The 26,114-nt window shown below is 64.2% G+C and carries 42 protein-coding genes, 1 tRNA gene, 1 other RNA gene and 1 pseudogene; 18 read left to right on the forward strand and 27 right to left on the reverse strand.

What is annotated here, in order from left to right; genetic code table 11:
• Positions 1 to 117: 117 nt before the first annotated feature.
• From T8K17_RS11270 to T8K17_RS11305, 8 genes are all read right to left on the reverse strand, one after another.
• The gene (locus tag T8K17_RS11270; protein ID WP_322334605.1) at positions 118 to 789 is read right to left on the reverse strand and encodes a hypothetical protein; all 672 of its coding nucleotides are present in this window, start codon (positions 787 to 789) and stop codon (positions 118 to 120) included.
• Positions 789 to 1,220, reverse strand: a complete 432-nt coding sequence (locus tag T8K17_RS11275; protein ID WP_322334606.1) for a hypothetical protein — start codon at positions 1,218 to 1,220, stop codon at positions 789 to 791. The genes T8K17_RS11270 and T8K17_RS11275 overlap by 1 nt, the downstream gene beginning before the upstream one ends.
• A gap of 8 nt (positions 1,221 to 1,228) precedes the next feature.
• Complete coding sequence (locus T8K17_RS11280) at positions 1,229 to 1,948, reverse strand: hypothetical protein (RefSeq protein WP_322334607.1); 720 nt, start codon at positions 1,946 to 1,948, stop codon at positions 1,229 to 1,231.
• Positions 1,949 to 2,028: 80 nt separating this feature from the next.
• Entirely contained in the window at positions 2,029 to 2,853 is an 825-nt protein-coding gene (locus T8K17_RS11285; RefSeq protein ID WP_322334608.1) for a DHHA1 domain-containing protein, read from the reverse strand.
• Complete coding sequence (locus T8K17_RS11290) at positions 2,850 to 3,089, reverse strand: hypothetical protein (RefSeq protein WP_322334609.1); 240 nt, start codon at positions 3,087 to 3,089, stop codon at positions 2,850 to 2,852. The genes T8K17_RS11285 and T8K17_RS11290 overlap by 4 nt, the downstream gene beginning before the upstream one ends.
• A 234-nt stretch (positions 3,090 to 3,323) precedes the next feature.
• Complete coding sequence (locus T8K17_RS11295) at positions 3,324 to 3,599, reverse strand: hypothetical protein (RefSeq protein WP_322334610.1); 276 nt, start codon at positions 3,597 to 3,599, stop codon at positions 3,324 to 3,326.
• An 87-nt stretch (positions 3,600 to 3,686) separates the two neighbouring features.
• Positions 3,687 to 4,337, reverse strand: a complete 651-nt coding sequence (locus T8K17_RS11300; RefSeq protein ID WP_322334611.1) for a DUF1643 domain-containing protein — start codon at positions 4,335 to 4,337, stop codon at positions 3,687 to 3,689.
• A gap of 228 nt (positions 4,338 to 4,565) precedes the next feature.
• Positions 4,566 to 5,036, reverse strand: a complete 471-nt coding sequence (locus T8K17_RS11305; RefSeq protein WP_322334612.1) for a hypothetical protein — start codon at positions 5,034 to 5,036, stop codon at positions 4,566 to 4,568.
• 161 nt (positions 5,037 to 5,197) lie between these two features.
• Between T8K17_RS11305 and T8K17_RS11310 the strand changes: the two genes are divergently transcribed.
• The 12 genes from T8K17_RS11310 (at position 5,198) to T8K17_RS11365 (ending at position 9,761) form a co-directional block, all read left to right on the forward strand.
• Positions 5,198 to 5,878, forward strand: coding sequence for a hypothetical protein (locus T8K17_RS11310; protein WP_322334613.1), 681 nt, complete (start codon positions 5,198 to 5,200; stop codon positions 5,876 to 5,878).
• A gap of 79 nt (positions 5,879 to 5,957) precedes the next feature.
• Positions 5,958 to 6,605, forward strand: coding sequence for an antitoxin of toxin-antitoxin stability system (locus T8K17_RS11315; RefSeq protein WP_322334614.1), 648 nt, complete (start codon positions 5,958 to 5,960; stop codon positions 6,603 to 6,605).
• A 125-nt stretch (positions 6,606 to 6,730) separates the two neighbouring features.
• Positions 6,731 to 7,012: a hypothetical protein gene (locus T8K17_RS11320; RefSeq protein WP_322334615.1), complete on the forward strand. Its 282-nt coding sequence runs from the start codon at positions 6,731 to 6,733 to the stop codon at positions 7,010 to 7,012.
• Entirely contained in the window at positions 7,009 to 7,164 is a 156-nt protein-coding gene (locus T8K17_RS11325; RefSeq protein ID WP_322334616.1) for a hypothetical protein, read from the forward strand. The genes T8K17_RS11320 and T8K17_RS11325 overlap by 4 nt, the downstream gene beginning before the upstream one ends.
• Positions 7,163 to 7,221, forward strand: an RNA gene (locus T8K17_RS11330) — hammerhead ribozyme type II. The genes T8K17_RS11325 and T8K17_RS11330 overlap by 2 nt, the downstream gene beginning before the upstream one ends.
• 24 nt (positions 7,222 to 7,245) lie before the next feature.
• Positions 7,246 to 7,482, forward strand: coding sequence for a hypothetical protein (locus T8K17_RS11335; RefSeq protein ID WP_322334617.1), 237 nt, complete (start codon positions 7,246 to 7,248; stop codon positions 7,480 to 7,482).
• Positions 7,479 to 7,763 carry a hypothetical protein gene (locus tag T8K17_RS11340; RefSeq protein WP_322334618.1) on the forward strand — a complete coding sequence of 95 codons (285 nt, stop codon included), beginning with the start codon at positions 7,479 to 7,481 and terminating at the stop codon, positions 7,761 to 7,763. The genes T8K17_RS11335 and T8K17_RS11340 overlap by 4 nt, the downstream gene beginning before the upstream one ends.
• Before the next feature lie 163 nt (positions 7,764 to 7,926).
• A complete protein-coding gene (locus T8K17_RS11345; RefSeq protein WP_322334619.1) occupies positions 7,927 to 8,307 on the forward strand; it encodes a hypothetical protein in 381 nt (126 codons plus the stop codon).
• A 2-nt stretch (positions 8,308 to 8,309) separates the two neighbouring features.
• Positions 8,310 to 8,618 carry a hypothetical protein gene (locus tag T8K17_RS11350; protein ID WP_322334620.1) on the forward strand — a complete coding sequence of 103 codons (309 nt, stop codon included), beginning with the start codon at positions 8,310 to 8,312 and terminating at the stop codon, positions 8,616 to 8,618.
• Positions 8,619 to 8,749: 131 nt separating this feature from the next.
• Entirely contained in the window at positions 8,750 to 8,908 is a 159-nt protein-coding gene (locus tag T8K17_RS11355; RefSeq protein ID WP_322334621.1) for a hypothetical protein, read from the forward strand.
• Positions 8,909 to 9,129: 221 nt separating this feature from the next.
• The gene (locus T8K17_RS11360) at positions 9,130 to 9,303 is read left to right on the forward strand and encodes a hypothetical protein (protein ID WP_322334622.1); all 174 of its coding nucleotides are present in this window, start codon (positions 9,130 to 9,132) and stop codon (positions 9,301 to 9,303) included.
• Positions 9,300 to 9,761: a hypothetical protein gene (locus T8K17_RS11365; RefSeq protein WP_322334623.1), complete on the forward strand. Its 462-nt coding sequence runs from the start codon at positions 9,300 to 9,302 to the stop codon at positions 9,759 to 9,761. Before T8K17_RS11360 ends, T8K17_RS11365 begins: the two co-directional genes overlap by 4 nt.
• A gap of 88 nt (positions 9,762 to 9,849) precedes the next feature.
• Here T8K17_RS11365 and T8K17_RS11370 read toward each other — a convergent pair whose 3' ends face one another.
• From T8K17_RS11370 to T8K17_RS11450, 17 genes are all read right to left on the reverse strand, one after another.
• Entirely contained in the window at positions 9,850 to 10,353 is a 504-nt protein-coding gene (locus T8K17_RS11370; protein ID WP_322334624.1) for a RusA family crossover junction endodeoxyribonuclease, read from the reverse strand.
• A gap of 325 nt (positions 10,354 to 10,678) precedes the next feature.
• Positions 10,679 to 13,078 carry an AAA family ATPase gene (locus T8K17_RS11375; RefSeq protein WP_322334625.1) on the reverse strand — a complete coding sequence of 800 codons (2,400 nt, stop codon included), beginning with the start codon at positions 13,076 to 13,078 and terminating at the stop codon, positions 10,679 to 10,681.
• Positions 13,075 to 13,395 (reverse strand): hypothetical protein, encoded by a 321-nt coding sequence (locus T8K17_RS11380; RefSeq protein WP_322334626.1) that lies wholly within the window; start codon positions 13,393 to 13,395, stop codon positions 13,075 to 13,077. Before T8K17_RS11380 ends, T8K17_RS11375 begins: the two co-directional genes overlap by 4 nt.
• A gap of 67 nt (positions 13,396 to 13,462) precedes the next feature.
• A complete protein-coding gene (locus tag T8K17_RS11385; RefSeq protein WP_322334627.1) occupies positions 13,463 to 13,777 on the reverse strand; it encodes a hypothetical protein in 315 nt (104 codons plus the stop codon).
• Positions 13,778 to 13,873: 96 nt separating this feature from the next.
• Complete coding sequence (locus tag T8K17_RS11390; protein WP_322334628.1) at positions 13,874 to 14,857, reverse strand: hypothetical protein; 984 nt, start codon at positions 14,855 to 14,857, stop codon at positions 13,874 to 13,876.
• A 20-nt stretch (positions 14,858 to 14,877) separates the two neighbouring features.
• A complete protein-coding gene (locus T8K17_RS11395; protein WP_322334629.1) occupies positions 14,878 to 15,156 on the reverse strand; it encodes a hypothetical protein in 279 nt (92 codons plus the stop codon).
• A complete protein-coding gene (locus T8K17_RS11400; protein ID WP_322334630.1) occupies positions 15,149 to 15,625 on the reverse strand; it encodes a hypothetical protein in 477 nt (158 codons plus the stop codon). Before T8K17_RS11400 ends, T8K17_RS11395 begins: the two co-directional genes overlap by 8 nt.
• Position 15,626: 1 nt before the next feature.
• Positions 15,627 to 16,124, reverse strand: a complete 498-nt coding sequence (locus T8K17_RS11405) for a deaminase (protein ID WP_322334631.1) — start codon at positions 16,122 to 16,124, stop codon at positions 15,627 to 15,629.
• The gene (locus tag T8K17_RS11410; protein WP_322334632.1) at positions 16,121 to 17,857 is read right to left on the reverse strand and encodes a DEAD/DEAH box helicase family protein; all 1,737 of its coding nucleotides are present in this window, start codon (positions 17,855 to 17,857) and stop codon (positions 16,121 to 16,123) included. The genes T8K17_RS11405 and T8K17_RS11410 overlap by 4 nt, the downstream gene beginning before the upstream one ends.
• A gap of 2 nt (positions 17,858 to 17,859) precedes the next feature.
• Positions 17,860 to 18,090: a hypothetical protein gene (locus T8K17_RS11415; RefSeq protein ID WP_322334633.1), complete on the reverse strand. Its 231-nt coding sequence runs from the start codon at positions 18,088 to 18,090 to the stop codon at positions 17,860 to 17,862.
• Positions 18,091 to 18,156: 66 nt separating this feature from the next.
• Positions 18,157 to 19,002, reverse strand: coding sequence for a hypothetical protein (locus tag T8K17_RS11420; RefSeq protein WP_322334634.1), 846 nt, complete (start codon positions 19,000 to 19,002; stop codon positions 18,157 to 18,159).
• Between the two features lie 17 nt (positions 19,003 to 19,019).
• Positions 19,020 to 20,024 (reverse strand): AAA family ATPase, encoded by a 1,005-nt coding sequence (locus tag T8K17_RS11425; protein ID WP_322334635.1) that lies wholly within the window; start codon positions 20,022 to 20,024, stop codon positions 19,020 to 19,022.
• Positions 20,021 to 20,770, reverse strand: a complete 750-nt coding sequence (locus tag T8K17_RS11430) for a hypothetical protein (protein ID WP_322334636.1) — start codon at positions 20,768 to 20,770, stop codon at positions 20,021 to 20,023. The genes T8K17_RS11425 and T8K17_RS11430 overlap by 4 nt, the downstream gene beginning before the upstream one ends.
• Before the next feature lie 2 nt (positions 20,771 to 20,772).
• Complete coding sequence (locus T8K17_RS11435; protein WP_322334637.1) at positions 20,773 to 20,988, reverse strand: hypothetical protein; 216 nt, start codon at positions 20,986 to 20,988, stop codon at positions 20,773 to 20,775.
• The gene (locus T8K17_RS11440; RefSeq protein WP_322334638.1) at positions 20,966 to 21,250 is read right to left on the reverse strand and encodes a helix-turn-helix transcriptional regulator; all 285 of its coding nucleotides are present in this window, start codon (positions 21,248 to 21,250) and stop codon (positions 20,966 to 20,968) included. Before T8K17_RS11440 ends, T8K17_RS11435 begins: the two co-directional genes overlap by 23 nt.
• Complete coding sequence (locus T8K17_RS11445; protein WP_322334639.1) at positions 21,247 to 21,708, reverse strand: hypothetical protein; 462 nt, start codon at positions 21,706 to 21,708, stop codon at positions 21,247 to 21,249. The genes T8K17_RS11440 and T8K17_RS11445 overlap by 4 nt, the downstream gene beginning before the upstream one ends.
• A 9-nt stretch (positions 21,709 to 21,717) precedes the next feature.
• Complete coding sequence (locus T8K17_RS11450; RefSeq protein ID WP_322334640.1) at positions 21,718 to 21,945, reverse strand: hypothetical protein; 228 nt, start codon at positions 21,943 to 21,945, stop codon at positions 21,718 to 21,720.
• A 205-nt stretch (positions 21,946 to 22,150) separates the two neighbouring features.
• Between T8K17_RS11450 and T8K17_RS11455 the strand changes: the two genes are divergently transcribed.
• The 6 genes and pseudogenes from T8K17_RS11455 to T8K17_RS11475 all read left to right on the forward strand — a co-directional run bounded on the left by T8K17_RS11455 (position 22,151) and on the right by T8K17_RS11475 (position 24,572).
• Positions 22,151 to 22,555: a helix-turn-helix transcriptional regulator gene (locus tag T8K17_RS11455; RefSeq protein WP_322334641.1), complete on the forward strand. Its 405-nt coding sequence runs from the start codon at positions 22,151 to 22,153 to the stop codon at positions 22,553 to 22,555.
• Positions 22,555 to 22,695 (forward strand): annotated as a pseudogene (locus tag T8K17_RS26285) (helix-turn-helix domain-containing protein); the annotation flags it as partial. The gene T8K17_RS11455 and the pseudogene T8K17_RS26285, both read left to right, overlap by 1 nt.
• A gap of 17 nt (positions 22,696 to 22,712) precedes the next feature.
• Complete coding sequence (locus T8K17_RS11460; protein ID WP_322334642.1) at positions 22,713 to 23,834, forward strand: site-specific integrase; 1,122 nt, start codon at positions 22,713 to 22,715, stop codon at positions 23,832 to 23,834.
• Between the two features lie 57 nt (positions 23,835 to 23,891).
• Positions 23,892 to 24,218, forward strand: coding sequence for a hypothetical protein (locus tag T8K17_RS11465; protein WP_322334643.1), 327 nt, complete (start codon positions 23,892 to 23,894; stop codon positions 24,216 to 24,218).
• Complete coding sequence (locus T8K17_RS11470) at positions 24,218 to 24,412, forward strand: hypothetical protein (RefSeq protein ID WP_322334644.1); 195 nt, start codon at positions 24,218 to 24,220, stop codon at positions 24,410 to 24,412. The genes T8K17_RS11465 and T8K17_RS11470 overlap by 1 nt, the downstream gene beginning before the upstream one ends.
• A gap of 94 nt (positions 24,413 to 24,506) precedes the next feature.
• Positions 24,507 to 24,572 (forward strand) — tRNA-Ser (locus T8K17_RS11475).
• Positions 24,573 to 24,705: 133 nt separating this feature from the next.
• Here the strand turns inward: T8K17_RS11475 and T8K17_RS11480 are convergent.
• Both T8K17_RS11480 and T8K17_RS11485 read right to left on the reverse strand, forming a co-directional pair.
• The gene (locus T8K17_RS11480) at positions 24,706 to 25,128 is read right to left on the reverse strand and encodes a tetratricopeptide repeat protein (RefSeq protein WP_322334645.1); all 423 of its coding nucleotides are present in this window, start codon (positions 25,126 to 25,128) and stop codon (positions 24,706 to 24,708) included.
• 6 nt (positions 25,129 to 25,134) lie between these two features.
• On the reverse strand, positions 25,135 to 26,022 hold the full coding sequence (locus T8K17_RS11485) for an S-methyl-5'-thioadenosine phosphorylase (protein ID WP_322334646.1): 888 nt from the start codon (positions 26,020 to 26,022) through the stop codon (positions 25,135 to 25,137).
• Positions 26,023 to 26,114 lie beyond the last annotated feature (92 nt).

Consider the following 26,114-nt stretch of genomic DNA (forward strand, 5'->3'; position numbering starts at 1 on the left):
GTGATCGCTTCGCCAGTGTAGACGCGCCGCCCGATCCGAATATGAGGGGTCGCCGTACCCGGAAGCATCGGCAGAGGCGCCGGGCCCGAACCCTGGTGGCTGTAAAGGTCGCTCATCTCACGACCCCCACGTGGTGAAACCGGAGGGCGGGGTATAGGTCAGCGTCGCCGGCAAGATGGCCGTGTCGTATTTCGAATAGAGCGCGACGCAGAGCCGGACGTCGCCAGACACCGTGAACCCCGAGAACGCCGTGCCAGTCCCTGCAGATGGATCCTGCGTGCCGAAGGAACCATTAAAACCGACCGATAGCTTGGCGCCCGGACCGTCATAGGCGACTTGAAGGATCACACCCTTTTCATCGCCCGGCCAAGTGCCGAGGCCAGGACTCGCTGTCGAGCCACCAAGATCGGTTCGCCTCGTGCCATTTGCGAAGTTGTACCCCAGAGCACTCGACCCTGAGTTCCCCGCCGGCACCCCCGCACCGAATCTCGTATCGAGTTCCGTTACTCCGACCTCGATCACGATGTTTGTGCCGACGATCACCAGAATTTCGCCGTAATATTTGCCGGATGCTGGCGCAACCCCCGTCGAAAGGACATGGTTGTACGGCGCATTGTCGATCGCCGTCGCCAGCGGACCGAGATCTGTTCCGGCCAACATTGCGTCGCCTTCGCTGACGATCCAAGTTCCCTGGGGGCCGACCGCACCGCCCGCGGCGCCGGTAAAGTCGCTGACCCGACGAACGACACGGTCGGAGGGGCTACCGCCGATGTACATCTCCCGGGGCATCAGGACCCGCCCTTCGTGGTCCAGGCCAGGTCAACCGTGACGTCCGCACCCGCGCTGGGCGTAATGACGTAGCTCTGGTTCTCCAGCAGCCGACCGGGTGCCTGCTTGTCGTAGAACACGACTTTCCCGCCGGCCGGCACCGTCAACCCGACGATGATGTCGACGCCCGTTCCGTCGATGACGTTGGCCCCGGCGGTCGTCTCGGTCCCGGCCTCGCTGAACAGCGCCGTGCCGTCCTGATTGTAGCGAGCAATGGTCACGGTCGCCGCGTTCGTGCCGTCCACGTTGCTGAGCGACATGTGGTCGACATCGACGACCGCGTCCGACCCGGAGCTGTTGCTGATCACGTTGATGGCGCTGGTGGTGGAGAACTCGTATGAGCCCGCCCACTGCTTCAGCGGCATGCTTCCTGTAATCAAAGGGTTAGCCATTCCTCACCTCACAGACCAAGGGCCGCACGGATGTTCTCGCCGTGGCCGCTATAGGAGATTGTCCGGGTTTCGTTCCCGCCGCCGTTCTGCGTGGTCAGGCTGATGCCGGGGCCGGGGAGGAGCTTTGCCTCTAGGTCAGCGGGGGTCGTGTCGTTGCTCGACACCCGCAGCCCGCCCGTGGCAGCGGCCGCCTCGACAGCGGAAGCAGCGGCGGCGTCGGCGCTGTCAGAGGCGGCGCTGGCCGCTGCGACAGCCGTGGCCGACGAGGAGGAGGCTGTGCCGGCACTGCTCGCTGCCGCGGTGGCGCTGGCTTCAGCGGCAGCAGCGGCGTCGGCGGCACCACCATCCAGGTCAACGACCTCGACCCAATACTCCGCCGTCAGATCGGTCGCGAACGTGCCGGACGTGTGAGCCACCACACAGCGATAGAGCTTGGACGACTCATAGACGCCGTCGCGCAGGCGATACGCCGTCGCGGTCACCCAGTCGGCGACCGTGCGCAGGCCGAAATCGATCTCGGGGGAGAGCTGGTCGATGCCGACGGCCTGGCTTGCGATCTGGCCGTCGTCGCGCTGGATCAGCGCCAGGTTGGTGCGAACGGCATCCGACGTAGCCTTGATGCGATTAAACTCCGCATCCAGGTTGACGCCGGAGTGAGGGGTCGCCGGGTTGGCCGCGGCGAAGGCGGAGAAGTCCGCCTGTCTCTCGTATGCCGGAGGCTGAGCCACAGATTGGCATCCCTGGTGTGGTCAATGCTGGCCAACATACTACAGACAGTCGGCCAGCAATGCCAGAGGGATGATTTAGACTACAGGTTATCCAAGGACCTGATGCGGAAGCCCGCCGCGTGGCGGTGGCCTCCGCCACCGTACTGCTGCGCGATGGCCGATACGTCCATGCCCTCGTCATTGGAGCGCAGGGAGAAGACCCACTCCCCGTTGGCCGACCGGCCGTAACAGGCCGCGAACGGATGATCGACCGCCATGGCGTTGCCTGCCTCGCTGGCCCACTGATAGGAGCAGGTGAGGGCGGGGACAGTGACTTGACCGATGACCAGATCATGGACGCCATCGCGGATCGCGTCAGCGATGCACCTGTCCTGGTGGGACTTGATGGCCGTGCCGTCGCGCCACAGCTCGCCCCTGGACTTCGACCCTCCGCACATGAGCGCGTGCCAGTGGGCCATCGACATCGGGCGGGACATCAGCCCGAGATGGACTTCGCGCGAACCGTCGATCTTGAACCGCCAGAGATCGCGATCTTCGATATGCTCGATCAGCAAGGGCGGCAGGTCTTTCGGGAAGAACTCCCTCCACGCCAGCATCGCGCCACTGTGCTCCATGTCGAACACGATGCGGGTGTTCCCGACATCGAAGTCCGCCAGGTCCTCGGCGGCCGTCTTGTGGTGATCGATCACCAGCAGAGAGTGTGCCTCCTGCGCGATGACGCCGAGCACGGGGCGCTTGTAGCTGAAATCGACCATGATCACGTCGCGATCATCGCAGCAGGGCGGCGTGTTGCCGTAGCTCGCGGGGTGCAGATCCACGACCTCGTCATAGTACCGCCAGACCACGTATGCCGCGGCGAAGCCGTCGGCGCAGTTGGCGTGGTAGATGCACAGGGGCTTGGTCATGCGCCCACCCCCATCTTCATGCGCGCGCCTGGGCACGGGCACTCGGGGTATTGGCTGCGGCGGTCGATGGTCACATCCACGCCGTTTGCCCCATCAGGGAAACTCTCGTGGATTTTCAGCGGGCCAGGGGTCTCGACGCCCTCCCGCACCCCGCGCAGGCTGAAATTGTGCTCGATCTGCGCGCGCGTCCCTTCGTAGGTCAGGACGCGGACGACCTTGATGCGTTCTTCGCTCATCCTCATTCTCCTTTCCGCCCTATGCGGGCTGTGTGGTCGGCTTAGCGGTGAGCCGGGGGTGTTGGTGTTAAGCACCCGTTCCACCAAGCGATGGGCCAACCCACCGCTAAACCGACCTCCTTCATTCACTGCTCAGCGCCAACGGCCGTGGAGGCGCTTGCTTCTCCCCTAACTCGCACCTAGCCCGTTACGCTCCATCCGGGCCGAGGAGAGAGCCGTTGACGCTGATCGGGGTTAGGCGGGCTCGTAAGTCGCCTCGAAAATGTCCGGCTTGCACGGATAGAACTCGCCCTTCACACCCTTGATGATCCAGTCGCCCGGACTGGCGGTCATGACACCTTCGAGCGTGGTGATGTCGATGCTTCCACCCCGCCAGCGAGCCTTGGCGCCGACCATAAATTGCTCGATCTGCTCCATGACTTCCGCGCGAGCTATGGGGGCAAAGTCGAACGCCTCGGTTGGCATTCGCACGGCTTCGATAACCACTGGCTTCTTTCGGAACTTCGGCATGCTCTCTCTCCTGTTTCATCGGACCCGCCCCGCCAATCCGGCAGGATGTGAAACGGGACGGGCCCTATGCGCTGAGCCCTGCCGGGCTCAGCCGTCTCGTTGACCGATGCGGCGCTCCAGCCGCGCGGTCTGCTCGGCCAGCAGCTCGGTCAGGTGAATGATCGTGTTGGCGCGGCGGTTGATGTGGGTCAGGGCCGTATGGATGCGGTCCACCAGCGGGTCGGACGCCTTGATGAACGACTTGCCCCGGGCCAGTGGATGCTTCGGCGCTCCGTGTTGCGTGAGGCCAAAGCAGTAGACCGGATACTTTCCGTCGAGCGACAACGCGGCCAGGAACGGCGGTAGCCGTGGCATCTGCACAAGGTTCCCGCAGGCGATGATCCGGATCGCGGCGCCTGCCGACAGTTCGCGGATTAAATCGAGGTTCGTGCGTTCGATCCGATCCAGATCAGCGGGGCTCTCCCGCCGCATGCGGAGGCGCCACCGCGTCAGGTCGTCCGGATCGGTCGCGATGTAGCTGTCCCGGTTGACATAGGTCATGCCGGCGGCCCGCTCCCTGGTCAGAGCCATGCCCCGGTGAACGGTCGGGTCGTTCACGTCGCCGCCGGCCTTGCTCGGATTGGCCAGGCCGATCAGAGCGCGGGGGCCGTCCGCCCACCAGCGATCGAGGCGGAGACGGTGCTCGCCACACGGGCTGAACTCTGCGCTTCCGCGGGGACTTGCTCCAGTTGAAGTCATGTTGATGCCTCCTCGTTGTTTGCGACAGACTGTCGGTTGTTGTCTGCAATGTCAACAGACAAATCGGAGGGGTGCAAAAGCTGGAGGGGCGAAAAATTTGTCGGGACAGGGGAATAGGTAATTGCGCGCGGATCGAGACCCCCCACCCAGGGGTCAAAGTCTCTGCCTGGCCTCATGGCCCCGGCGGGCTGCATCAATGCGCCCGCGCTACGTTGTCAGTGTAGTGAATTACTCTTTGTGTTCAGTGAGTTGAGGTTGTGATGGGGCGTCTTGCGGGGCGCTACCCTCTACTTCCCGCATCCTTTCCCGCACCCGAATGAGGCTTGCCATAAGCTCGTCGTCCGTCATCTGAGTAGGGTTCTTGCCGTCTAAGCCATTGTCATCATTGGTCTTTCGGAGCTGGCGGTCGTGCTCCAATATGGTCTTTGCAGCCCCTAGTTGAGTTACTGGAGGATATTTCTCGTCCATCAGGCGCGCGCACGTCGAAAGCGCCGCTCCAATGAGCCCTGCGCTCCGCGCGTCCCCCGCTTCGCGGACTGCCTCCACAATCTCCGGATCCCGCATCAGCCGGTACGCTTCCGTTGCCGGATTGGCGAACTTGGCCGCGCGTGCCGCGTCGATTGGCTTCATTCCATCCGAGAGCTTTCGGACGAACACCGTCCGCTTTTCGGTAGACGCTACGATTGCCTTCTTTCCCATAGAAATATCCTATCAATCGCCAAGCAACCCGTCACCTCTCCCTACAATCCGCCATCCCGACAGACTGTCGCCAGATTATTGCCATTGACACCCTACAAATCACTAGTGTAGGGATTGGGGACAGACAGAGACCAACAACCCCACAGAACGGAGTGCAGACCATGACCACTTATTTCTCCGCCGAATACGCCTACCACCTCCACAAAGCCGGCTTCGTCTCCACAGAACAGACGCGCTATTACCTCCAAGGCGTTTGCGTCGAGAAAGCGCAAACCCGCCCCGGCTGCTATCTTGTCGCCACCGACGGTCACCGCATGGGCGTGTTCTATGACGCCACTGCGCACACCGACCAGTCCGGCATTATCGTGTCGCTGAACAAGACCGGCCTTGCCGCGTGCAAGCCGGGGCGCCATGACATGGACGGCCGCATGGTCGTGGTCGAAGGCTCCACCGTCGCCATTCACGACCGCACCGCCGGCGACGCGGCCGCTTCGGCGCCGTCCCCTCTGGCAATCAACTGCGGTTCCGTGATCGACGGCACCTTTCCCGACTGGCGCCGGGTTGTCCCCTTCAAGCCACAGACCATCCACGCGCACAAGTCCTACAATCCGGCCTATCTGGCAGCGTTCAACTTCAAGCCGTTCAGCGGTGCAACTCCCGCTCTTACCATCGAACAGGGCGACCACCGCGACCCCGCGGTGGTCCGCAACACCGCGTTCCCGGACTTCCTCGCCGTGCTGATGCCGATGCGCGCAGCCGACCCGGAAAAGACTCCCGATATCCGCCCGGGCTGGCTCAACGACAACCCGCACGCCCTGCCGAAATCCGAGGCTGCCGAGTAATCGGGCCCTCACTTAGCAGGCGGTCCCCGCGCTGCCTGCTGGCATGAGTGTCTGAAACCGCGACAGAAAGGTGACCATCATGGCCCGCACACAGACAATCGTTCGCACCCTCTGCCACTTCGATGAATTGAGTGACGAGGCAAAGGAGAAAGCCCGCGACTGGTGGCGCGAGTGCGAAAATCAGGACACCGACACAAGCTGCACCTATGAGGACGCTGCGACCATCGCGGATCTGCTTGGCATTGATCTGCGCACCCGTCCTGTGAAGCTGATGAACGGGAGCACCCGCTTCGACCCGTGCATCTGGTATTCCGGCTTTTCCTCTCAAGGCGACGGCGCGTGCTTCGAGGGCACCTATCGCTACCGCAAGGGAGCACTCGCGGCCGTGAAAGCTCACGCGCCAACCGATACCAAACTGCACCAAATCGCTAAGGATCTACAGGACGCGCAGCGCAAGGCGTTTTACTGCCTGACGGCGTCCTGTTCTCACAGCGGCCGCTATTACCACTCCGGCTGTATGTCGGTGTCGGTTGACCTGGAAAGCGAGCACTACATCGACCCGACCTGCGAGGCGGAAGAGGACATCCGCGACGCGCTGCGCGCCTTCGCGGACTGGATTTATTCCCAGCTTGAGGCGGAATACGAGTACCGCATGAGCGACGAAAACGTCGATGAAAGCATCCGCCTCAACGAATACGAGTTCACCGAAGACGGAGGCCCCGCATGACCCGCCTCCTGTACTGGCTCCACGAAATCGCCTGCATCCTACTCCTGGCCGCGTTCCTGCTCGGTCTCCACATCGTGGCAGCCGTGCTTACCGTTGACCCGCTTGTATGATCTGAGGACAGAACGATGGCCGATACCTTCAAGCAAGACGACGATGAAACCTCGGTGATGTTTCGTCGCTGGCGGAATAAGCAACACGAGATTTTTGCAATCATCCCCTCCGAGGAATGGGACAGGCGCGGAAGCGTCACCGTCTTCGACGGGTGCCATTGCGGCGGGAATTATCAGGCATGCATCCGTGGGTCTCGCCCTGCCACTCCGGAGGAATACGCGCCGCTCAAGCGCTCCATGGAGAGCGCGCCCTATGGCTATCGCGTCCGCGTGATCAAGCGGCGGGGAACACGATGACCCGCAAACCCACCATATGGGAAAACCTCGTCGCCAAGCTCGATCGGGACCTGACCAACGAAGAATGCCGCGAAGATATCCACCGCATTCTCGCGGAACACCGGGTCGAAATGGCCATGCAGGGCAAGCTCCCCCACCAACGCAAGCGATAGCCGAAACGCGCCAAGGCGCGTCCGCCGGTAGCTCCGGCGCTGATGAGGCAACACCCGCTCGCTACGGGGGAGGATGAGACGATGAATGAATATTTAATTGGCTGGACATACTGTGACGGCCCGTCCGGGTTTCTGACCAGCGCGACGCTGACCGTTGCGGAGGCGGATCGACTGGGCGCCTTTCTTGCGAAGCAAGTAGACGACTGTCCGACGGTGATTTTTGACGCCTTCGTTTCCGAACGGTCCGCCCCGCACCGCGACCTTGACAGCGTCATGGGTGAGATTTTCGAAGCGCTTGGACTAGAGGCCACGTCATGACCCAGTCCGACCACCGACGCGCCAAGGCGCGTCCGCCGGTAGCTCCGGCGCTGATGAGGCAACACCCGCTCGCTACGGGGGAGGATGAGACGATGGATAGGCCGAGCATGACCCCATACAACGCCCTGACCGCGATAAGAGCACGCATTCGCGGCGAATGGGACAATCCGAAACTTGTGTTTTTCGGGCCGCTCTCGCCAGACGTAGGAGATGACATCCTGGAAATCATCAGGTGCGTCAGCCCAAGCATCGAGTCTGAGGACGAGGACGCCACGTCATGACTCAGTCCGACCACCGCCGCGCCGCGACCGGCCGCACTCCACCCCGGCGCATCCGCGCCATTCTCCGACGCGCTGGCTTCGACGCGAGGGAGGCCGCCAAAGAGGCGACCCGCCTTTCGCTTGCCCGCATTGTCTGAAACCACGACAGATTGAGGATCGACAGATGAGACGCTTTCACGACTTCGCCGCGACCAAAAACATTTCCGTCTATGTCGTCATGAAGGGCGCCCGGCACGTCGCCACTGTTCGCGTGCACCACGGCGGGACGTGCTTCGTCGAGGTTTGCAACTTCGGCAAGGGACCGGACACGGTGCAGACCGGGTCCGCCAGCGGCGGAGGCTATGACAAGTTCACGGCCGCGTTGTCCGGTCTGGTGATCGATGGCGCGACCATGACCGACCATTGCACCAAGGGCCGCAAGGGCGCCAAGGACGTTTTCGGAGCGAACTACAACCTGGAAACGCGTGATTATTCCGACTGGTACATCCTGCCCGGCCTGGATCGGCTCAAGGCGCGCGGTTACCGCGTAGTCACGGCGGTTTGACTATGATCCCCTACGCCAAGAAGCCCCCGACGCCCGTGCAGAACCACCGGTCTCGCTTCGCGCACCATCCCCTGGAAGTCTGCGAGGACTGCAACGGCTGGATTGAGGCGGACATCCTGCCGCACGACCGGCCCACGCTCCCCGCCGACATCGATCGGATCTGGCCCAAGGCGGACGGCTGGGACATCATCGCCTCGAACGGCATGGCCGGCCCCGGCTTCACCTGGTTGCCGTGCCAGTGCTGCGGCTCCACCCTGGGCGGGCTACGCTATCCCGCCATAGCCTTCAGAGAGGAGTACCCCGGGCAATGATCCGCGCCCTGTTCCACCTGACCGGCCCGGCGATCGTCCTGGCCACTGCCTACGCCCTGGTGCACCTCGGCCTTTGAGACAGCCCGCCTCACACACGCTATGGTGCGCCTTTCCACGTCGGAGGGCGCACCATGGGACAGAAGCCTTGGGAGAAGAAGCCGAAATCACTGATATTTGTGGAGAAGTTCGGCATATTCATTGGCTACGCAACGCTTGCACTATTCGCCTTCAACATGATTGGTTTCGCCATTTTCTTGCTCTACGGCATTTTTCAAAAGTTGACAGGCTAACCGCTTTCTGCATACCGTCGCCTTGGAGCGTGGAAACTCCATACGACGTAGGCGACCTCGCACGACACGCGACCAGCCAGATACATCCGGGGGGCATGCGGGAATGTCCAGGGCGCAAGCCTAAAGCCGCATGCGCTCGACCTACGCCGAGTTTCCAACCCCCGGAGTCCGTGCCGTGGAAAGCACCGGTTCTGGCAACCGTTAGCGTAGGAGCCCGCACCATGCGCGCACCCGATACCGGCAACGTGGTTTGCCTGTCCGACTACCGCCCCCGTCCCGACCATGCCCGCGAGCCTGGCTTCATCCGTCTAGAATGGTGGGTACCCGCCGACTGGCGCGACGATATCGAAACCGCATTGGAAAACGCGATCAACCGGAAGGAGGGCGGGCGATGACCAGACGTGAAGCCTACCTGGAAGGTAAAATCATCAGCCTCACGCAGGAGCGGGACATTTTCAAGTGCTTGTTGGACGATGCACAGCAAGAGAGGAAACAGGTTATGAACTCGAACGAGCATCTATTGGCTACAGTGAAAAAGCTGACCCATTTAAACCAGAAGGTTCTTCCTTTGTTGAACTCTATTATTCAGGGGGAGCAGGTTACTCGGTTCCAGGCTGAGCACATGGCTCACACCATAGACGCAGGGCTGAAGGCTGCGCTCTACCACCCAGAATGTCCGGATCACCTCCACTGCACAGCAAAAACCCCCGGCCTGATGTGCAGGGAATGCAACGTTGGGAAGGCGCGGGCCAAACGAAAACTCCCACCCAAGCCAGAGACGATCCCAGCACCCAAGAAACCCAAGCACACCACACCGCGCCACTTGAGCCCGAAAAAGCCACCGCGCGGATAATCCGCCACCGAGAACAACAAAAGGGCCAGCGTCACAACTGGCCCTTTTCGCTCTGTAAGCCCCGCTGACGGGCAAGTCGCCCCTTCGGCTACCACCCCACCATGGAAGGCCCGCTCGGCCCCTCACCGCTCACCGCGTGCCGAATGTCGGGCCTTACGACCACCAACGACCGCGCCTCCCTGGCCCACGTCTTACGAAGCTCCCCCGCGCTGGCTTTCTGGTCCCCCCGGATCAGCACCCCTGCATCCTCCATCGCGTCCTGTAGCTGCTTCAACAAATTGTCCCGATCCGGCTTGATGTCGTGCGGAAGCCCGACGCGATGCATTGCCCGGTGCGGGGGGCGGAACCGGAAGTCGACATCGATCCGCACCGGGCCGTGCAGCCACGTCAGATCCACCCCCGCCCGCAGCATCGTGTCCGCCGCGTTTTTTGCGATCCGCGCCACGAACTCCCGATGGGCCACCACTTCGCGCTTGGTCCGCACGCTGAAGTTCTTCCCCCGAGCGCTCGGCTTCGGGATTGGCGTACCCGGCACCACGAACATCAGCACCCGCTCGTCGCCCTCATCGGTGTCCGCCGCGAAGTCATTCATGCCTGCCTCCATGGTGTTGTGATCCTGCTGGGCCTGCTTACTCGTTCTTGGGGAGTGGCGGAGCGGAGCGAGTACCGCCCCTCCCTACCTAAGAGTATATAATAGGGACCCGCGGGACCAACCCAATTTGTCGGGGAAAACACGAACTAAGTAGTTGATCTAATGAAGAGCAGTTGGCGGGACCGTATTTTATAAATTTTATAGAGACCTCGCCAAAAGCGTCGGGGCCCTTGAGGCTCCAGTGACTTAGCATACTCGGTCCCGCCGGTCCCGCCCGGTCCCGTTTTTCGACGGGACCGGGGCTTCCCCGCCAATGTGTCGGGCCTCACTCATCCGCCATGACCACCATTTCGATGGTCGGGTCGTACTCGAACCGGGTCCATTCTGGCTTCCACACGCCGTCGTCCTGGAAGCCCTGCTTGCGGTCGATGGGACCGCCCGGCACATCCAGATGGCCGGTATTGGCGGGCTTGTTGGCGAGTGCGCCGCGGACAATCAAGCCCGCCTCCAGCGCCATGTCCACCAGCCGCTCGTACTCGGCCCGCGGGAGCTGCTGGAGGGCAGGCGGGAGCTGCGAGCGGCGCTGGAACAGCCCGTTGGCGTTGGTCTTGGTGAGGGGGTAGTGGTCGAACGCCGCGCGCTGCACGGCCACGACCAGCCACGCCAGACGCTCAGTGCGGATCTTGTCGGCGGCCGGGACCCTGTCGGTCACGTCCACCAGCAACCCCGAGAGCTGCCGCATCAGCGTCTTCACGCCGTCGAACATCTCCGGATTGTTGGCCTTGAGCACCCCGGCGTAATAGACCTTGCCTCTTGATGGAGCGTGACCCATAGCCTCCATCTTTCGACGGAAGTCCGAGGCGTGCCAGAAACCGAGTGCTACGCGGGTGGATCCGATGATGGCGGTGGATCCACGCACGGCCGCCTTCATGTCCTCCAGGTTCTTGATCGGTGTCTGGTCGTTGCCTTTGCGGATGTGGTGCGTGATGACCACGGCCGCCCCCAGCGCCCCGCACAGCCGGGACAGCTCCGCCATGTACTCGGTGACCACGGAGCCGCTGGTGTCCTCGCCGTGCAGCGTGGCGGCCATCGTGTCCACCACCACGGCCGACACCTTGCCGCCCTCGCCGACGATCTCCGCGATCGCCGCATAGAGTGCTGCCCACCGCGGCGACTGGTGAGGCTGGCGGGCCTGGTCGTGCGCCACGAAGGGAAACGCGCCGCCCACGTCCAGCAGTGGGATAATCCGCAGATGTCCGGTAGCGGCCGCGCGCATACTGCCGTCGGGATCGATGTCGTCGAGCCGGATATGGAGCTCGTCGTGGGCGTCCTCCGAGGTGATCATGATCACGGTGCCGCCCGCCGCCTCGTCGGTCACCGGCTGGCCCATCCAGAGCACCTGATTGTCCGCCGCGGGGTCGGTCCTGTTCCCGGCAGCCGCCAGCCGCAGACACAGGTCCAGGCACAGGAACGTCTTGCCCGCCCCGCCCTCGGCGGCCAGGACGTGCGTCTGCCCGGCCATGATAAGCCCCTGCACCAGGTGCCGGCGCTTCGGCGGCGTGCCCATGGCCCAATTGCCGATGTCGAAGCCGCGCAGCGCCCCCAGCTTCATGTCGAACTTCAGCGCCCCGGCATAAGGCTCGGGCGGCGGTGTCGTGGTGTCGGGCAGCGCGCCGTTGTTCCGGCGGTCGTTGTCGATCTGGCCCTGGAACTCGGCCTTGAACCGCTGCTCGCTCCAGGGCGGCACCATGTGTGCCTGCATCCAGTCGTATGTCGCCTGTGCGGCCTGATCGAGCGGGATGGTCCCCCAACGCACCAGCCGCAGGTGGTAGCCCGCCACCTGATTGAAGTTGTCCCAGCGGGTCTCTCGCCCGGTCCCGCCCTCATGCACATCGGACGTGAGAGCTTTGACCGCGTTGGGTCGGTTGCCGCCCGCCGCGGCGGAGAAGTCCATCGCCCCACCCTGGGTCGGGCTGAAGTCGAGCACAGCGGTCTTCGCCGGCACGGGCGGGAGCCCCGGCATCGGTTGGGCCTGCTCGATCCGCTCCGCCAGATCATCCAGGTCATAGTCGCCGATGTCGTGTAGCGCCTCGATCCGGCACAGCGTGATCACGCCGTTCTTGCCGTGGACGGTGCCCGGGACGCGGATGACCTGGGTGGCCCGCTTGAAAGAGGGATCGCCCCCGACCTTGAGCGCCAGGGTCTCCCGCAGGGCCGCGATGCGGTCGATCTCGGTGCTGGGCTCCGTCAACCGCCAGTAGACGTGCCGCTTCGGCTTGCCGGCGTCGGTGACACCGCCCGACTGCACGACCAGAGTTGGCCGGCCGATTATCTCGGCCAGCCACACCAGCTTCTCGTCGGTGTCGCCGCTGTCGATGTCCACCAGGATCGTCGTGAACTCGGCGATCTGCTCGTGGTCGACGTTGCGCAGCTCGATCGCATCGGCCGACACCACAGCCGGTACCACGAACGTCGCGACATGGTACTGCCCCCACCGGCGCGCGGCGGTCTCGGTCTGCTCCTCGATCGAGCACAGCCCGGCCGGCAGTCGCAGCGGCTCACGAAACACGCCTTCCTTCTCGGTGCCTTTCTCGCCCAGCCCGCGCAGGGCGAACACGCGGTCGCTCCAATCCACGTAGCCGAACAGCACCTCCAGGTAGGCGTCGACCTGCCGGCGGTCGACCAGTGCTGCGTTCTCCAGGATCGGATAGATGGAGTCGGTCACTTATGGTCACCGTTGCGCGGGAGGAAAGTAACAATGAGGCAGTCGACCCGATCATAGATGACGAGCAGCACCCCGCGGGATGTATCCACCTTCCATTTCTGGTGACGTTCTCGGCGGGCATTCAACAGGATCGCCCGCGGGGGCCGCGGCAACTTGCTCGCGCGGCGCTCGCTCTTGCGGTCGTTCTGATTTCTATGCGCGCGATTGGCCCGCTTTATCTCTCGCACGATCTCGGCCTTCAGCTCGGCGGTGAACGGCAGTCCGTACCGCTCCCATAGCCGTGCCTCGGCGTGCGCCTCTCCAGCGTGCAACTTCATCCCTCACTCCATGAAAAAGCCCGGCCCGCAGTGCGAGCCGGGCTCCGGTAGGCGACAGAGCGCGGGGTTACTCGGCAGCGGGCACTTCCTGAGCCTCGCCGGCCGCCGCCGCATTCACGGCGTCCTTTAGGTCGGTCTGGCTCGGATCGTGCAGCGGCTCGACGGGCGGCTGGGTCTCCGCCTTCTTCGGGCGCACGTTGACGATGCCGGTGTCGAGCGTGGTGACGATCTTCGCAGCGTCGGGGTGCAGCGCGACGATTTCGTCCTCGATCATCTTCTTGCCGCTGGCCAGCGCGGCCTCGATCTGAGCCGCCAGCGCGAGCGGGGAGGAAATGCCGTCGTAGGGGAACTCGGTGGTGAGCGTGGCTTTGAACATCTTCATTTGGGGTGTCTCCTTGGTGGGGGTTGGTGGTCTCAGGGTCGTATCTGGAAGACGAACAGCCTACAATCTGTCGTCAAATCAGACAAGCGGAATATGCTAAGAGTTGGCGTTCTTCAGCCAATTGGTGCCGGGTGCGGCGGGGGCGGTCACAGGCGCAGCGGGCTGCGCCCCGAATAGCGGAGCGGGGACCGGCGCGGCTGCCTGCGGCTCCGCAGCACCCCAGCACCGCGCGGCGTAGTCGCAGAACTTGCACCGAAAGTCCGTGCTCTCTCGCGCGATCCTGGGCAGGTCCTCGGGACTGTCGGCCCGGATCACCCGGACCCCTCGGTCGCTGGCCTGTTGCGCTGCCTGTGCGTCAAAGGGAACCAGCTCCGAGTGAATGTCTCCGGTGTTCCTGTTAAGCGCAGTAAACAGGCCTGGATTGTCGCCGAGACCAAGATACGCCATGTAAATCTGCATCTGGGCGTAATAGATTGGCTTCTCTTCTTTCACACCCTTCTTTACGCATCCCTTGGACCCTTTGTCGTTGAGTCCTTTGTTCTCCCAAAGACAGGGATACGTCATTTTGGTGCACCCAACGTACTCTGGCCCGTCTGTCAGTATTCCGTCGATGTGCCCGGCGATCCTGCTTTTGCCGGTCACGGGGTCGGGGGCGACGCCGAAGCCGAACTGTTGCCCGTCCGAGCGGTGTGTAAGCAGCGTGAAGCCGGCTCGGCGGATGTACTCGGCCATGCGGTCCTCGCCGTCATGTCCCATGTCGAAGATCCGCAGGATCTTGCCCTTAAAGTTCCTGTCCGGGTCCTTGGCGACCTGGAAATACTCGTAGGCGAGGGCGCGGTCGCATTCCACGCCAAGGCGTGAGCCGCCGAGATAATCACGCGGTTCCTGCTCCATATTGTGGATCTGGTGCGCTTCATCCAGGAGGGCCTGAAAGGCGTCAGAGAAAGACGTCGGGGAAACATTGGTAGGTGTGAAGTCCATTGGGGCGGTCTCCTCTGCGTGAGGGATGATCTCGGTGATGTACGCGCCGGGGAACAGCTCCAGCACAGCGGCCACCACCGGGTCTTGTTTGGCCTGCATCAGCGCGAACTAGTCGATGGTCATTTGGGGTTCGCCTGGGGTCCGACTTCGGACCGTAGACGCGCACGGGTGTTCACGATCCGCGCCATGAGAGCGGGCTCGCAGTTCTTTCCCCGAAAATAGAACTGGCTTCTGTTGTTAACGATCGCCCACGCTTCGTTCGGGTCGAGCCCGCCGCGCGATCGAAGCCTCTCGAGCGATTGGCCGTGGTTCTTCCGGGCCTGATCCTCGTTGAGCAGGGCCATCGGTGTGGCCTTCAAGAACTCGCCCGCCATGATCGGCATGAGGTCGTCACTCACCGTAGCCTCCATCCACCTGGGGTCCGGCGGCATAGACAGCGTCTTCGACGATCCGCCGAAGCTCTTTGGCAGTGACCAGCATTGCGTCAGGCCAGTCGTCGGGGCTTGTCCGATCCGGAAGTTCGGCCACGTCCTGGACGACACGCGCTGCGACGGTGGCGGCGTTCTCGTGATCGGAGCAGTAGGCGACCCCGTCGATTAGCGCGCCCGAACCATCGGAGGCGCGCGCTTGGCAGTGCGTGCAAAAGAACCACCACCCGGCTTTGAAGAGGGCGTGATCCGGGACAGGGCCGGGGGCGAACCCGTCGAAATGTTCCGCACGCTTGCAGCTCACGTCCGGGAACTCGACATCGAGACCGTTGGCGCCTTCGCGTCTGGCGATCACATTGGAGGCAGCGAACCGGACGACAGCCTGGTCCTCACCACTCACGTGCTCGGTGACGATGTAGGCCTTGAGGGACTCAGCCATGCTACTCTCCGTCGTTGGGGTTCACCTGGGATCCGACCTCTCGAAACATCACGCCCGCCTCAGCAAGTAGCGCCTTGGCCCGTTCGGTGTCCGCGAGCCAGCGAGACGGCGTGTTCTTGAACGGCCACGACACGACCTCTGCGATGCCGGTCTGGATGATCTCGACGGTGCAGCGGGTGCACGGCGCTCCGCCCCAGACGTTACCGCTGTCATCGGTCGCGGCGAGGTATAGGGTGCAGCCCTTCAAGGGAGTGCCCATGCGCACAGCGGCCAGCACAGCATTCATCTCGCCGTGAACGATCAGCGCCAGCTTGGTGTCGCGGTCGTTCAGCCGCTCGGGGGTGTCAGCGATCCCGCGTGGCAGGCCGTTGTAGCCGGCAGAGCGGATCTCGCGATCAGGGCCGACGATGACGGCACCGACGCGCGTAGATGGGTCTTTCGACATCCGCGCGTGATCGAGACAGAGTTGAAGAAAGTGACGATCCCATCGGTCACTCATGCCGCCACCATGCGCGTGTGCTCCAGCTTGGCCCGCAGATGGCGGGCGTTGAACTTCCAGGTCAGCATGCAGCTCGCGCGGTAGCGGCTGACGCCGAACAGATGGAACGGCGTGGTGCCGAGCATCTGTGCCTGCTTCTCCGTCGCCGGCATGTGCAGCCAGGCGCGGGTCTTCGACCCCTGGTCCTGGTCGCCGTGCTCGCGCAGGAAATCGTCGGCCGTGGCCAGGGCGGGCAGCCTGTCGGCCAGATCCGCAAGGTGACGGATACCCTGCCCCTTGACCCCGCCGAAGACGTGCCATCGGCCGTAGTAGGACAGCACCATCGACCATGTGTCGAAGGCGGCGGCGCACATCACGAGGTGGTCGTCTATCCCGGCGAACTCGCCGATCGCCTCCCACTTAAATGGGCTGGCGTCGAACAGGCCGACCTCTGTCAACTCGAAGTCGCCGAGCGCGCCCTGCTCCTTCTCGGGGAACAGATCGCCGCAGTGGACGCAGGCGCGAACGGCCGTGTGGTTGTCCTTGCCGCACGCCTGGCAGACCTTCTGCGGGGCCTCGCCCCGGACGGGAAACTCGTGGGCGCAGATGGGACACTCGCGCGTCTGGCGCGGGACCGTGGCGTCGCACTCCGGGCATTGCATCGACCCTTCCTGGTCGATGTTGGTGTCCTGCTCGATGCCGCCGTGCATGAGCAGCGACGTGCCGTAATCGATAATGATGCAGTCGTCCTTGCGCCGCCCTGGATACCGCTCGGGGTCGACCTTGCGCAGCCCGCGACCCATCATCTGGATCATGGTCGACTTGTAGGAGCTGGGGCGCAGCAGGAGCACGCAGCTCGTCGGCTGGTGGTCCCACCCTTCCGTGAGCACGGCCACATTGACGATGACCTGGACCTCGCCCCGGTCGTATGCGCCCAGGCGCTTGGCGCGCTCATCCTTGCTCAGCGTGCCTTCGATGGTGGTCGCGACGATGCCTGCCGCCGTGAACGCCTCGGCCACATGCTGCATGTGCTCCAGGTTCGCGCAGAAGGCCACGGTCTGGCGGTCGGCTGCGTGCTGCCTCCAGGTCTTGACGACCTGATCGTTCAGCACGGACTTGTCCATGATCGCGGCGACCGCATCCATGTCGAAGTCGCTGATCGTGCGTCGCACGCCCGCCAGAGCATCGCGAACACCGATGTCCACGACCATCGTCCGGGGCGGGACAAGGTGACCGCTGTCGATCAGCTCCTTGAGCGTGATCTGATCGGCGCAGTTGTCCACCACGCCCCGCAGGGCTTTCTTGTCGCCCCGGTTCGGCGTCGCGGTGACCAGCAGGAGCTTGGTGTTCGGGTTCCGCTCCATGGCTGCGTGGATGATCTTGCGGTAGCTGTCGGCCGCCGCATGGTGCCCCTCATCGATCGCCAGCGTGTCGACTGCCGGCATATCGTCGATGTTCCGCGCGAGCGTCTGCACCATCGCAAACGTCGCGTCGTACCCCCACTCCTTTCGGCTGGCCGTGTAGAGCCCGGTGGACTTGCGGGGGTTGACCAGCCCATAGGTGTTCCGGTTCTGCGTCACCAGCTCGTCGCGGTGCTGGAGCACGAGGGTTTGCCCCGGCCTCCGGCCCGTGATGTGGGAAAGCATCACCGTCTTTCCCGCCCCGGTGGGAGCCACGCCCAGCGTGTTCCCCCGCTCGTCGAGAGCGGCATTGCACCGGTCGGAAAAGACCACCTGACGGTCGCGCAGCTTCATGGTCAGAGGGCCTCGACCTTCGGGGCCGGCGCTCCCAGCGGGGAGATGGTGATCTGGTGCTGGCGCCACAGCCAGCGACTGGCCGCGGCACGGACGCAGTCCTTCTCGGCATTCATGGCGAGGCCGATGATGGCCCCGGTGGCGACGCCCCGGGCAGTCAGGTCGGAGGCGTGCCGGTGGGCACACATGGAAAGGAAAAGCTGTCTCTCTTCAGTCACGCTCTCTTTGGTCATTGGTTCGTCTCCCTGTGTCTAGTGGCAGACCGCGGCCCCGGAGGGCCGCGGGGAGTGCGTGGCCCCTTAGCTGTTGGCCTGAGCCAGCCAGCTATTCGGGCTGGTCGGGGCGGGGGCAGCCGCCGGCTGGTTAGAAGGGGATGTCACCGAGGCAGCAGCCGGCGTGCCGGCAGGAGCGGGCGTCGGCGCAGCCGGTTGTCCGGTCGCAAGGGTAGGGTTTGCCGGCGCAGCCGCACCTCCGGCGGCGGGCTGGGCGAGGGCGGCGTTGCCGAAGACGGGGGCGGAGGTGGTCGCGCCAGCGGCGGTGTTGCCGAAGGCCGGGGCCGTCTGAGCGGGCTGGGCCGTGGCCCCGGCGCCGAACCCACCGAAGGTGCCCTGCGCGGGCGGTCCGGCGGCAGCGGCCGTGGAGTTGTACTTGCCCGCGATCAGGTCCTTCCAGCCCTTGTGGCCGGAGCTGGCCGGGTTGGGCGACAGGAACTCGGCGACGACGTTCTTGTCGGCGTAGCCCTCGGTGCCCTTCTCGACCTTGATCTTCACCGCCACGCGCAGGCCGTCGATCTCGGGGAAGGCGTTGATGGTGTAGCCGCCCTGGCTGGCGAAGAGGCCCTGGTCGAAGTTGGGGTTGAGCGCCCACCGGCCCGCTTCCAGGATCCGGGTGATGTCGGCCAGCCCCATCTGCTTGACCGTCGCGCTGTTGGCCTCGGCCGACGGGTCCATCAGGTTGTGCCAGAGCTTGCGCCCCTTGAACGGCTGCTCCGCGTCCAGTGTCAACTCCAGGTCGTGGTAGACCGTGCCCTTGCCCGCGCCGACCTTCTGGTCGCGGTAGGTGATGATCACCCAAGCGAGCTGACCATTGGGGATCAGGTCCATAGGGGAGCCGGCACCGGCCCCGCCCGAAAAGTCCATTGCCATGATGGCGTCTCCTGTCGTTATGCCGCGGTGGCGGCGGTGGGCTCCGCAGCCGCGGCGGCGTGCGGGGGAATGTCGGTGGTGACGGTGACCTGGTCGGCACGCTTCGCGCCGGCCAGCTTCGTCATGAGGGCGGCGATGTTGGGGGGCTCGATCGGGGCTGCCCGGCCCGTGCGGTCCTTGGCGGGCACGCCATAGCCGTTGGCCGACGTGCAGATCAGACCGCGGTGCTGGCCCTTCTCGTAGTCGAGCGAGGCGTTGCCGCTCTGGTCGAGCTTGAACGTGCCCAGCGTCATGACGTTGTCGAAGATGCCGGGCAGCTCGCGCTCGGTGCGCCCGCCGATGGCCTGGATGGCGTAGCTGACGCGACCGGGGATGTCCTTGTCCTTGATCACGTCGAGGGCAAACAGGACGATGACCGACTTGTCTGTAATGTGCTGGAGCTGGGTCGCCCATTCGATCATCTCGTCACCGACCAGCCCATAGGCCCCGAGGGTGTCCTGCTTGCCCTGCTTGTTGTAGGCGCGGGGCTGCACGAGCGACCAGGACCACGCGCTGCGGGACGCGACCGAGCCGCTGTCCACGAAGATCGTGTCGAACCCGGAGAACATGGCCGGATCGCCGATGGCCGACGCATAGGCGTTGTAGGCGTCGGCGCTGTAGGGCGAGTGGAAGTCGCCGGTCTCCTGGTTCACGCCGGCTTTGGCCGCCGGGTCCGGGCCACCGAGCAGGCAGGCCAGGGCCTTGGTGTAGGCCCACGGGTGGACGCCCAGCTTGGCGGCCTCCCGTCGGACGTTGATGTCGCCACCGGCGAAGCCGCCAAGCGGCGTGCCGTCGGGCAACACCACGTCGCCCTTCACGGCCTCCATGCCACTCTCCAGGTCGATGAAGAGGGTAGACTTTCCCGCATACGGGAGTGTTCTGGCGAGTGTGGTTTTTCCCACACCATGGGGGGCCGTGATCATGATGTTGAGCTTGCCGCGCTCCTGCATGCGCTGGTCGGCGGTGCGGATCTGGAGGGTCATGATGCGGCCTCGTCGAGTGTGGGAATGGGCTCGTCGGCCTCGTGATCGAATGTGATCTCCAGACCGTCCACCTGAAGCGCGGGGTCGACCTCGCGGAGGCGCGTGGCGATGTGACCGCCGCGGTAAAGCTCCTGGTTCGGCCCGGCCTCTTCGGGCACACCGGCGGTGAGGCGGGCGATCACCGCGCCCAGAGATCCGACCTGGATCGAATAGCCGCGCTGCACGTACTTGATGACGCGCAGCATGGAGCCGCCGGCTTCTTCCTCGCGCTTCGGCGCGGTGTAGTGCAGCCGCTTGGCCGCGAGGTCGCTGTAGAACCGCGGGCCGACCCGGCTGATCCAGGGATCATTCGACACCCTGCCGCTGCGGCAGATGGCCGCCTGACAGACGGTGAAGTCGAAGCTGTCGACCAGGTCCGGCATGTTGTCGAAGGTCCAGCGTGTGATAAGTTGGATGTTGGTGCGGTTGGGCGTCAGTACCGTCAGCGCGTTGCCGCTCTTGTAGACACGGGCCTCGCGCCTCTTCGCGAACTCGCGGATGATGGCCTCGCCCCACTCGGCGTTATCGCAGAACAGGTCGATGTCGTTGACCGGCTCGCGGCCGATGACGGAGCGAATGAACCCGCCCCCGACCATTAGCGTTTTCGGATATGCCGAGAGCAGGTCCCGCAGGTCGCGCGGTATGCGCTCGACGACATGGCGCAGGTCGTAATCGTGCAGTTCATAGACGGGGAGGTATCTCGACATGGTCACGCCTCCTTGCTGTGCAGGTCGTTGGTCTGGGCCGTGCCGCGCAGGAAGCGCAGGAAGGCGTTAGCGCACTCGACGGTCGCGCCGATGTTCCAGCGACCCTTCTTGTTCGCGAGCTTCACGGCCTCGGCGAGAGCGACCTTGCGGAGCCCGTCGTCTCGGCCGACGGCGTCCAGCGCGTCCTGGATCGCCTCACTGTCGGGCTTGTGTGCCATTCGGTGCCTCCTTGCGGTTGATGGCGGGCTTCCCGTCGATGGCGCGCGCGGTGATCTGCGGGCGGTACATTTCGACGGCCACGCCGATCTGGGCTTGGGTCTTGATCGCCAGCAGCCGGTAAATCTCCGTGACGTAGACGTTCACGGTCGCCGGGGAGATGCCGAGGTCTTTGGCGATCGACTTGTAGGAACCGCCGTCCGCCAGGGCCAACATGACCTGGGCAAGACGGCCGTTCAGCCGCTTGATGTTGGCCCGGTTCAAGGGGCCGTCGCGGGCAGGTCGAGCTTGATGGCCTCCGCCTTCGGCGTGACCGTGCGCGCGGCGTCGATCTTCGCCTTCAGATCGGGGTTGGAGACCAGCCCGGCGTAGTTCGCCTCGGGCAGCGTCGCCGTGATCTTGAACAGCAGACTGGCGGTCTCCCAGGGCATGGTGGACGCGATGCTGATCAGCGCAGCGCCGTCGTACTTCACGTCCTTCTTGATCGTGCGTTTGGCGGTGCCGCCACCCGGCAGGATGACCGTGGCCGTGCCAGTGTCCTTATTGTCGGCCGCCAGCGCGGCGTCGAGCTGCGCGCCCAGCCGGCGCTCCAGCTCGTCCTGGATTTCGGCCTTGCGGGTCTTGTTGAGCTTTTCGCCGGCCTCGATCAGCTTCAGCTCGCCGTCGAGATCGGCCAGGGAGTAGTTGTCGAGCGTGTATGCACGAGGAGGTGCGTCTTCCATCGGTGTCTCCTAGTCGACGATGAACTTGCGGAGGTCCAAGGGCTGCTTGCCACGCCCCACCGGCAGATGCAGGAGGACGATGAGCCAGCAGCTCTTCATCTGGCCGCGGCTGATCCACTTCTCGACGCCCTTGACAGTGATCGCCTCCGCATCGTTAAGCGTAGAAGCGATGTCGGTGACGACCTGAGTTGGCCCGCCAAGGGTTTTTATGAGGGCCGGTACATCGAGTCGGGGCATGAGGGGGGCTACCGTTGTTGGCCAATGTTGGGAGACACTACCGACAGAACGTCGGAACGTCAACCATGGAATGAGACAGATTGGCCACCAATCGCTGATAGATCAAATTGTTTGCGATACTGCTTGAAAAAATGCCCAGGACCGACAAAATGTAGGGCAACACGGTCACAACCGACGGTAGCCGTGCAACGAATAGGAGGGCCGTATGAATAGCGACCTGGATATCTCAGAGTTCTCAGGGGCGTCTCGGGAGGGGAAAAGGCGCCTGAAACAAGCGTTTGCCAGGATACTCCAAAACGAACTACTGGAGCACAACTGGACACAGTCTGACCTGGCCAACCGATCCGGGCTCGGGCGGGACGCGATCAGCACTTACGTCAACGCACGCTCGTTTCCCGAGCCGAGATCGCTGAAGGCAATCGCGACGGCGCTGGGGAAGGAAATCAAGGACATTTACCCGACCGTTTCCACCGACCCGGCCAAGGGGCACGCCATCTCGATCCGGCAAGACCCGGATGACCCGATGCGTGTGTTCCTCACCGTCAACCGCTCCATTCCTATCACTTTGGCCGGGCAGATTGTGGAGATGGTCAAGCCGGAAGTCGCATAATGAGCCGGCTTCTGACGCAACGTGAGGTTGCGGACAGACTCAGGGTTAACGTTAGGACCGTCCAGCGACTTCAGTCGTCGGGCGCGCTGCCATTTCGCCCAGGACGCCCCGTTACGTTCCTGGAGAGCGACGTGAACCGCTATGTGGAGGGGACCGTATGTCGAAACCAAACCGGGGGCCGCAGCTCTCCGACAAGCCAAACTCCGCGGGTTTCTACGAGATCAGATGGTCGGAAGATGGACGCAGCCGCCGCCGCTCGACGGGCTGCGCGAATGCTGCGGACGCTGTAGGCGTCTATCACGCTTTCCTCGTCGGATTTAAGGGTGCCACCAAGCCGGCCATGGGCGAGGTCAACGTCGCCGCGTGCATCGCGCGCTATTGGGAGGAGCACATCACCCCCAAGGCCAGAGGCAAGGACACGGCGTTCTACAATCTGCGCAATGCGGCGGCGTTCTTCGCCGAGTTCGACGGCTCGGAGTTCCCGGTCTCCCAGGCCCCCGAGTACTTCGAGGCACTGGCGCTGCACCCCGGCGGCTACAAGCCCAGCGAGATCACCGAGGATCTGGTGGAGCGGTTCGTCAAGGCGCGCCGGCAGGGCAGGATCGGCCGCAAGGCCACCAACGGCGGCATCCGCCGGGATCTGGCCGTGCTCAGTGCCGCTCTCACCCGCGCCGCGCGCAAGGGGCGTATCCCTCCCTTCGTGTTCCCCACCGACGCCATCCCAGAGGAGCCGGAGCCCCGCGACAGGTGGCTGACGGACGCCGAGTGTCGGAAGCTCCTGGAAGCCGCCAGCGGCGACGGTGAGCGGCTGACGCGGGCCTACCGCTTCGTGGCCCTGGCGCTGGGCACGGCATCCCGCCGGGCAGCGATCGAGACGCTGACCAGGGAGCAGGTCGACCTGAAGCACGGCATCATCCGGCTCAACCCCAAGGGCCGACGGCAGACCAACAAGCGCCGTCCGCAGGTCCCCATCGCCGACTGGCTCCGCCCGATCCTGGAGCGGACGCTGAAGGAGATCGAGGGCGACTATCTGCTGGACCATCCAGGCTCGATCCGCGCCGCGTTCGAGAGCGCCGTGGAGCGGTCGGGGCTGGAGGGCGTGTCGCCCCACGTCCTGCGCCACACATGGGCTACACGGGCCGCGCAGGCGGGCGTGCCGCTGCTCGACATCGCGGGCGTGCTGGGCGACAGCGTGAAGACCGTCACCAACACCTATCTGCACCACTGCCCGGAGCATCTGCGCGGGGCGGTCAACCACTGGAACCCACAATCTCCTTGAAGCGCCTAGACGCTTGTCCTATATGTTGGCCAACAGCGACAGATTGGAGGTCAACGCATGATCGGTCAGGAGAGACAGTGCAAGGAGTGCGACGGCCCGTTCGTCGCTCAGCGCGTCCAGCATAGGTTCTGCTCGGGCGGCTGCCGCAAGAGCTTTCACAACCGCCGCCAGGCGCGCGGCCAGAAGATTTACGATCTGCTCATGCTGTGGCGGTACGACCGCCCCGGTGATGGCCGCGAGGCCCACAAGCTGATCTGCCGGTATGCCTCCGACTTCAAGGAGCAGGACCGGCTCGACGATCGAGGCCCGAGCTGGCTCACCCTTGCGGAGATGCGTGAGGACGGGCTGCTGGGCATGGTGTCTGCAACAGTAGGGAGGACGTGATGGCTGCATATCGGTTCAAGCTGGAATACTTCGACCCGACGGACGAGCAGTACAAGGAGGTTGAACGGGTGTTCGAGGACACGGAAACAATCTCGGCCAAATTCTGCGCGGAGGACGCTGCCTACACGATGGCGGACAAGCACTGGCACCGGGTCACGGATCTGGGAGAAGTTGTGCACCAAGCCGGGCGTTAACGCCCAATCGGGTGTATGATCTGTCGGCCAACGGCAGCGTATGACGCCCTGCGGGGTCTAGACGATCCGCTAAGTCTTTGTTGGCCAACAAATCGGAATGTTGGCCAACAATACAATGGCATTGTAGAGGTCAGGAGTTCGATCCTCCTTGGCTCCACCAACCGGGGCTCCTTGGGAAACCAAGGGGCCCCGACTCGTTTCCGGCCGCATTTCTTCGTCATCCTGGGAGATCCCGGACCCGGATCCGGGCCCGTCCGGGATGACAGTTTGAAGAATACAGGGCAGGGGAGCGGCTACCGCCGGGCGTGGGCGACGATGGCCTCGCGGGCGCCGATATGCTTCGGGTCGAGGGCCAGGCACTGGCGCCAGCAGACTTCCGCCTCGCCGATGCTGTCCAGCTCCTCGAAGGCCCGTCCCAGGCCGTACCAGGCCTCCGGGTTCACCGGGTCGACATAGATCGCCCGGCGCAGGGCATCGACGCTGTGGCTCCACCACCCGGCCTTGGCGCAGACCTTGGCCAGGTGGAAGAGATAGGCGTATTCGGACGGCTCGATGACCAGAGCGCGGCCGATCAGCTCCGCCGCCTCGTTCGGGCGGTCATTGTCCAGCGCCATCACGGATTTGACGTTCAGCGTGCGCGCGTCGTCGGGCGTGGAGGCGGTGACCCGGTTGTAGAGCCCCTCCAGCCGCCCGATTCCGTCGCCGCGTCCCGCCATGACCGGTCAGCCCTTCAGCACGCGTCCGGCGACCGCGTCCAACTTGGCGACCATGTCGGGGTCGCGCGCCTCGGGATGGGTGATCAGCGCGAATTCCAGCGCGTGATCGCCGCCCTGATCGTCGACCATCGGTCGGTCGTACAGCTTCGGCGCCACGGTCTTCACCAGGGCGCGGGCGTTGTCGGCATTGGCCGTCAGCACCTTCACCACGGCGTCGACCGTCACATGGTCGTGGTCCGGGTGCCAGCAGTCGTAGTCAGTGACCATGGCGACGGTGGCGTAGGGGATCTCCGCCTCGCGGGCGAGCTTGGCCTCCGGCATGTTGGTCATGCCGATCACGTCGGCGCCCCAGGACCGGTACAGGAACGACTCGGCCTGGGTGGAGAATTGCGGGCCCTCCATGGTCACGTAGGTGCCGCCGCGGCTGTAGGGCAGCCCGAGCTCCTTGCAGGAGGCGTCCAGGGCGTCCATCAGCCGGGTGGAGACCGGATGGGCCATGGAGACATGGGCGACGCAGCCGGTGCCGTAGAAGGTCTTCTCGCGGGCGAAGGTGCGGTCGATGAACTGGTCGATCAGCACGAAGTGGCCGGGCGCGTACTCCTCCTTGAGCGAGCCGACGGCGGAGACCGAGATGATGTCGGTCACGCCGGCCCGCTTCAGGGCGTCGATATTGGCGCGGTAGTTGATTGTCGTCGGGCTGAACCGGTGGCCGCGCCCGTGCCGGGGCAGGAAGACCAGCGGCTGGCCGCCGAGCTCGCCGAACAGAAGCTGGTCGGACGGCTCTCCGAAGGAGGAGGTCACGGTCTGCCAACGGGCATTCTCAAGGCCGTCGATGTTGTAGACGCCGCTGCCGCCGATGACCGCGACCAGGGCCTTGCGTGTTTGACTGCTCATCTCTGTCCCGTCTCGTCTGTCTGTCCGACAGGTATAGCGCGCCGGACCCGGAACGCGAAAGGCCGCGGACGAGCCGCGGCCTTTGCAATCGT

This window comes from Thalassobaculum sp. OXR-137, from assembly GCF_034377285.1.
GTDB lineage: Bacteria > Pseudomonadota > Alphaproteobacteria > Thalassobaculales > Thalassobaculaceae > Thalassobaculum.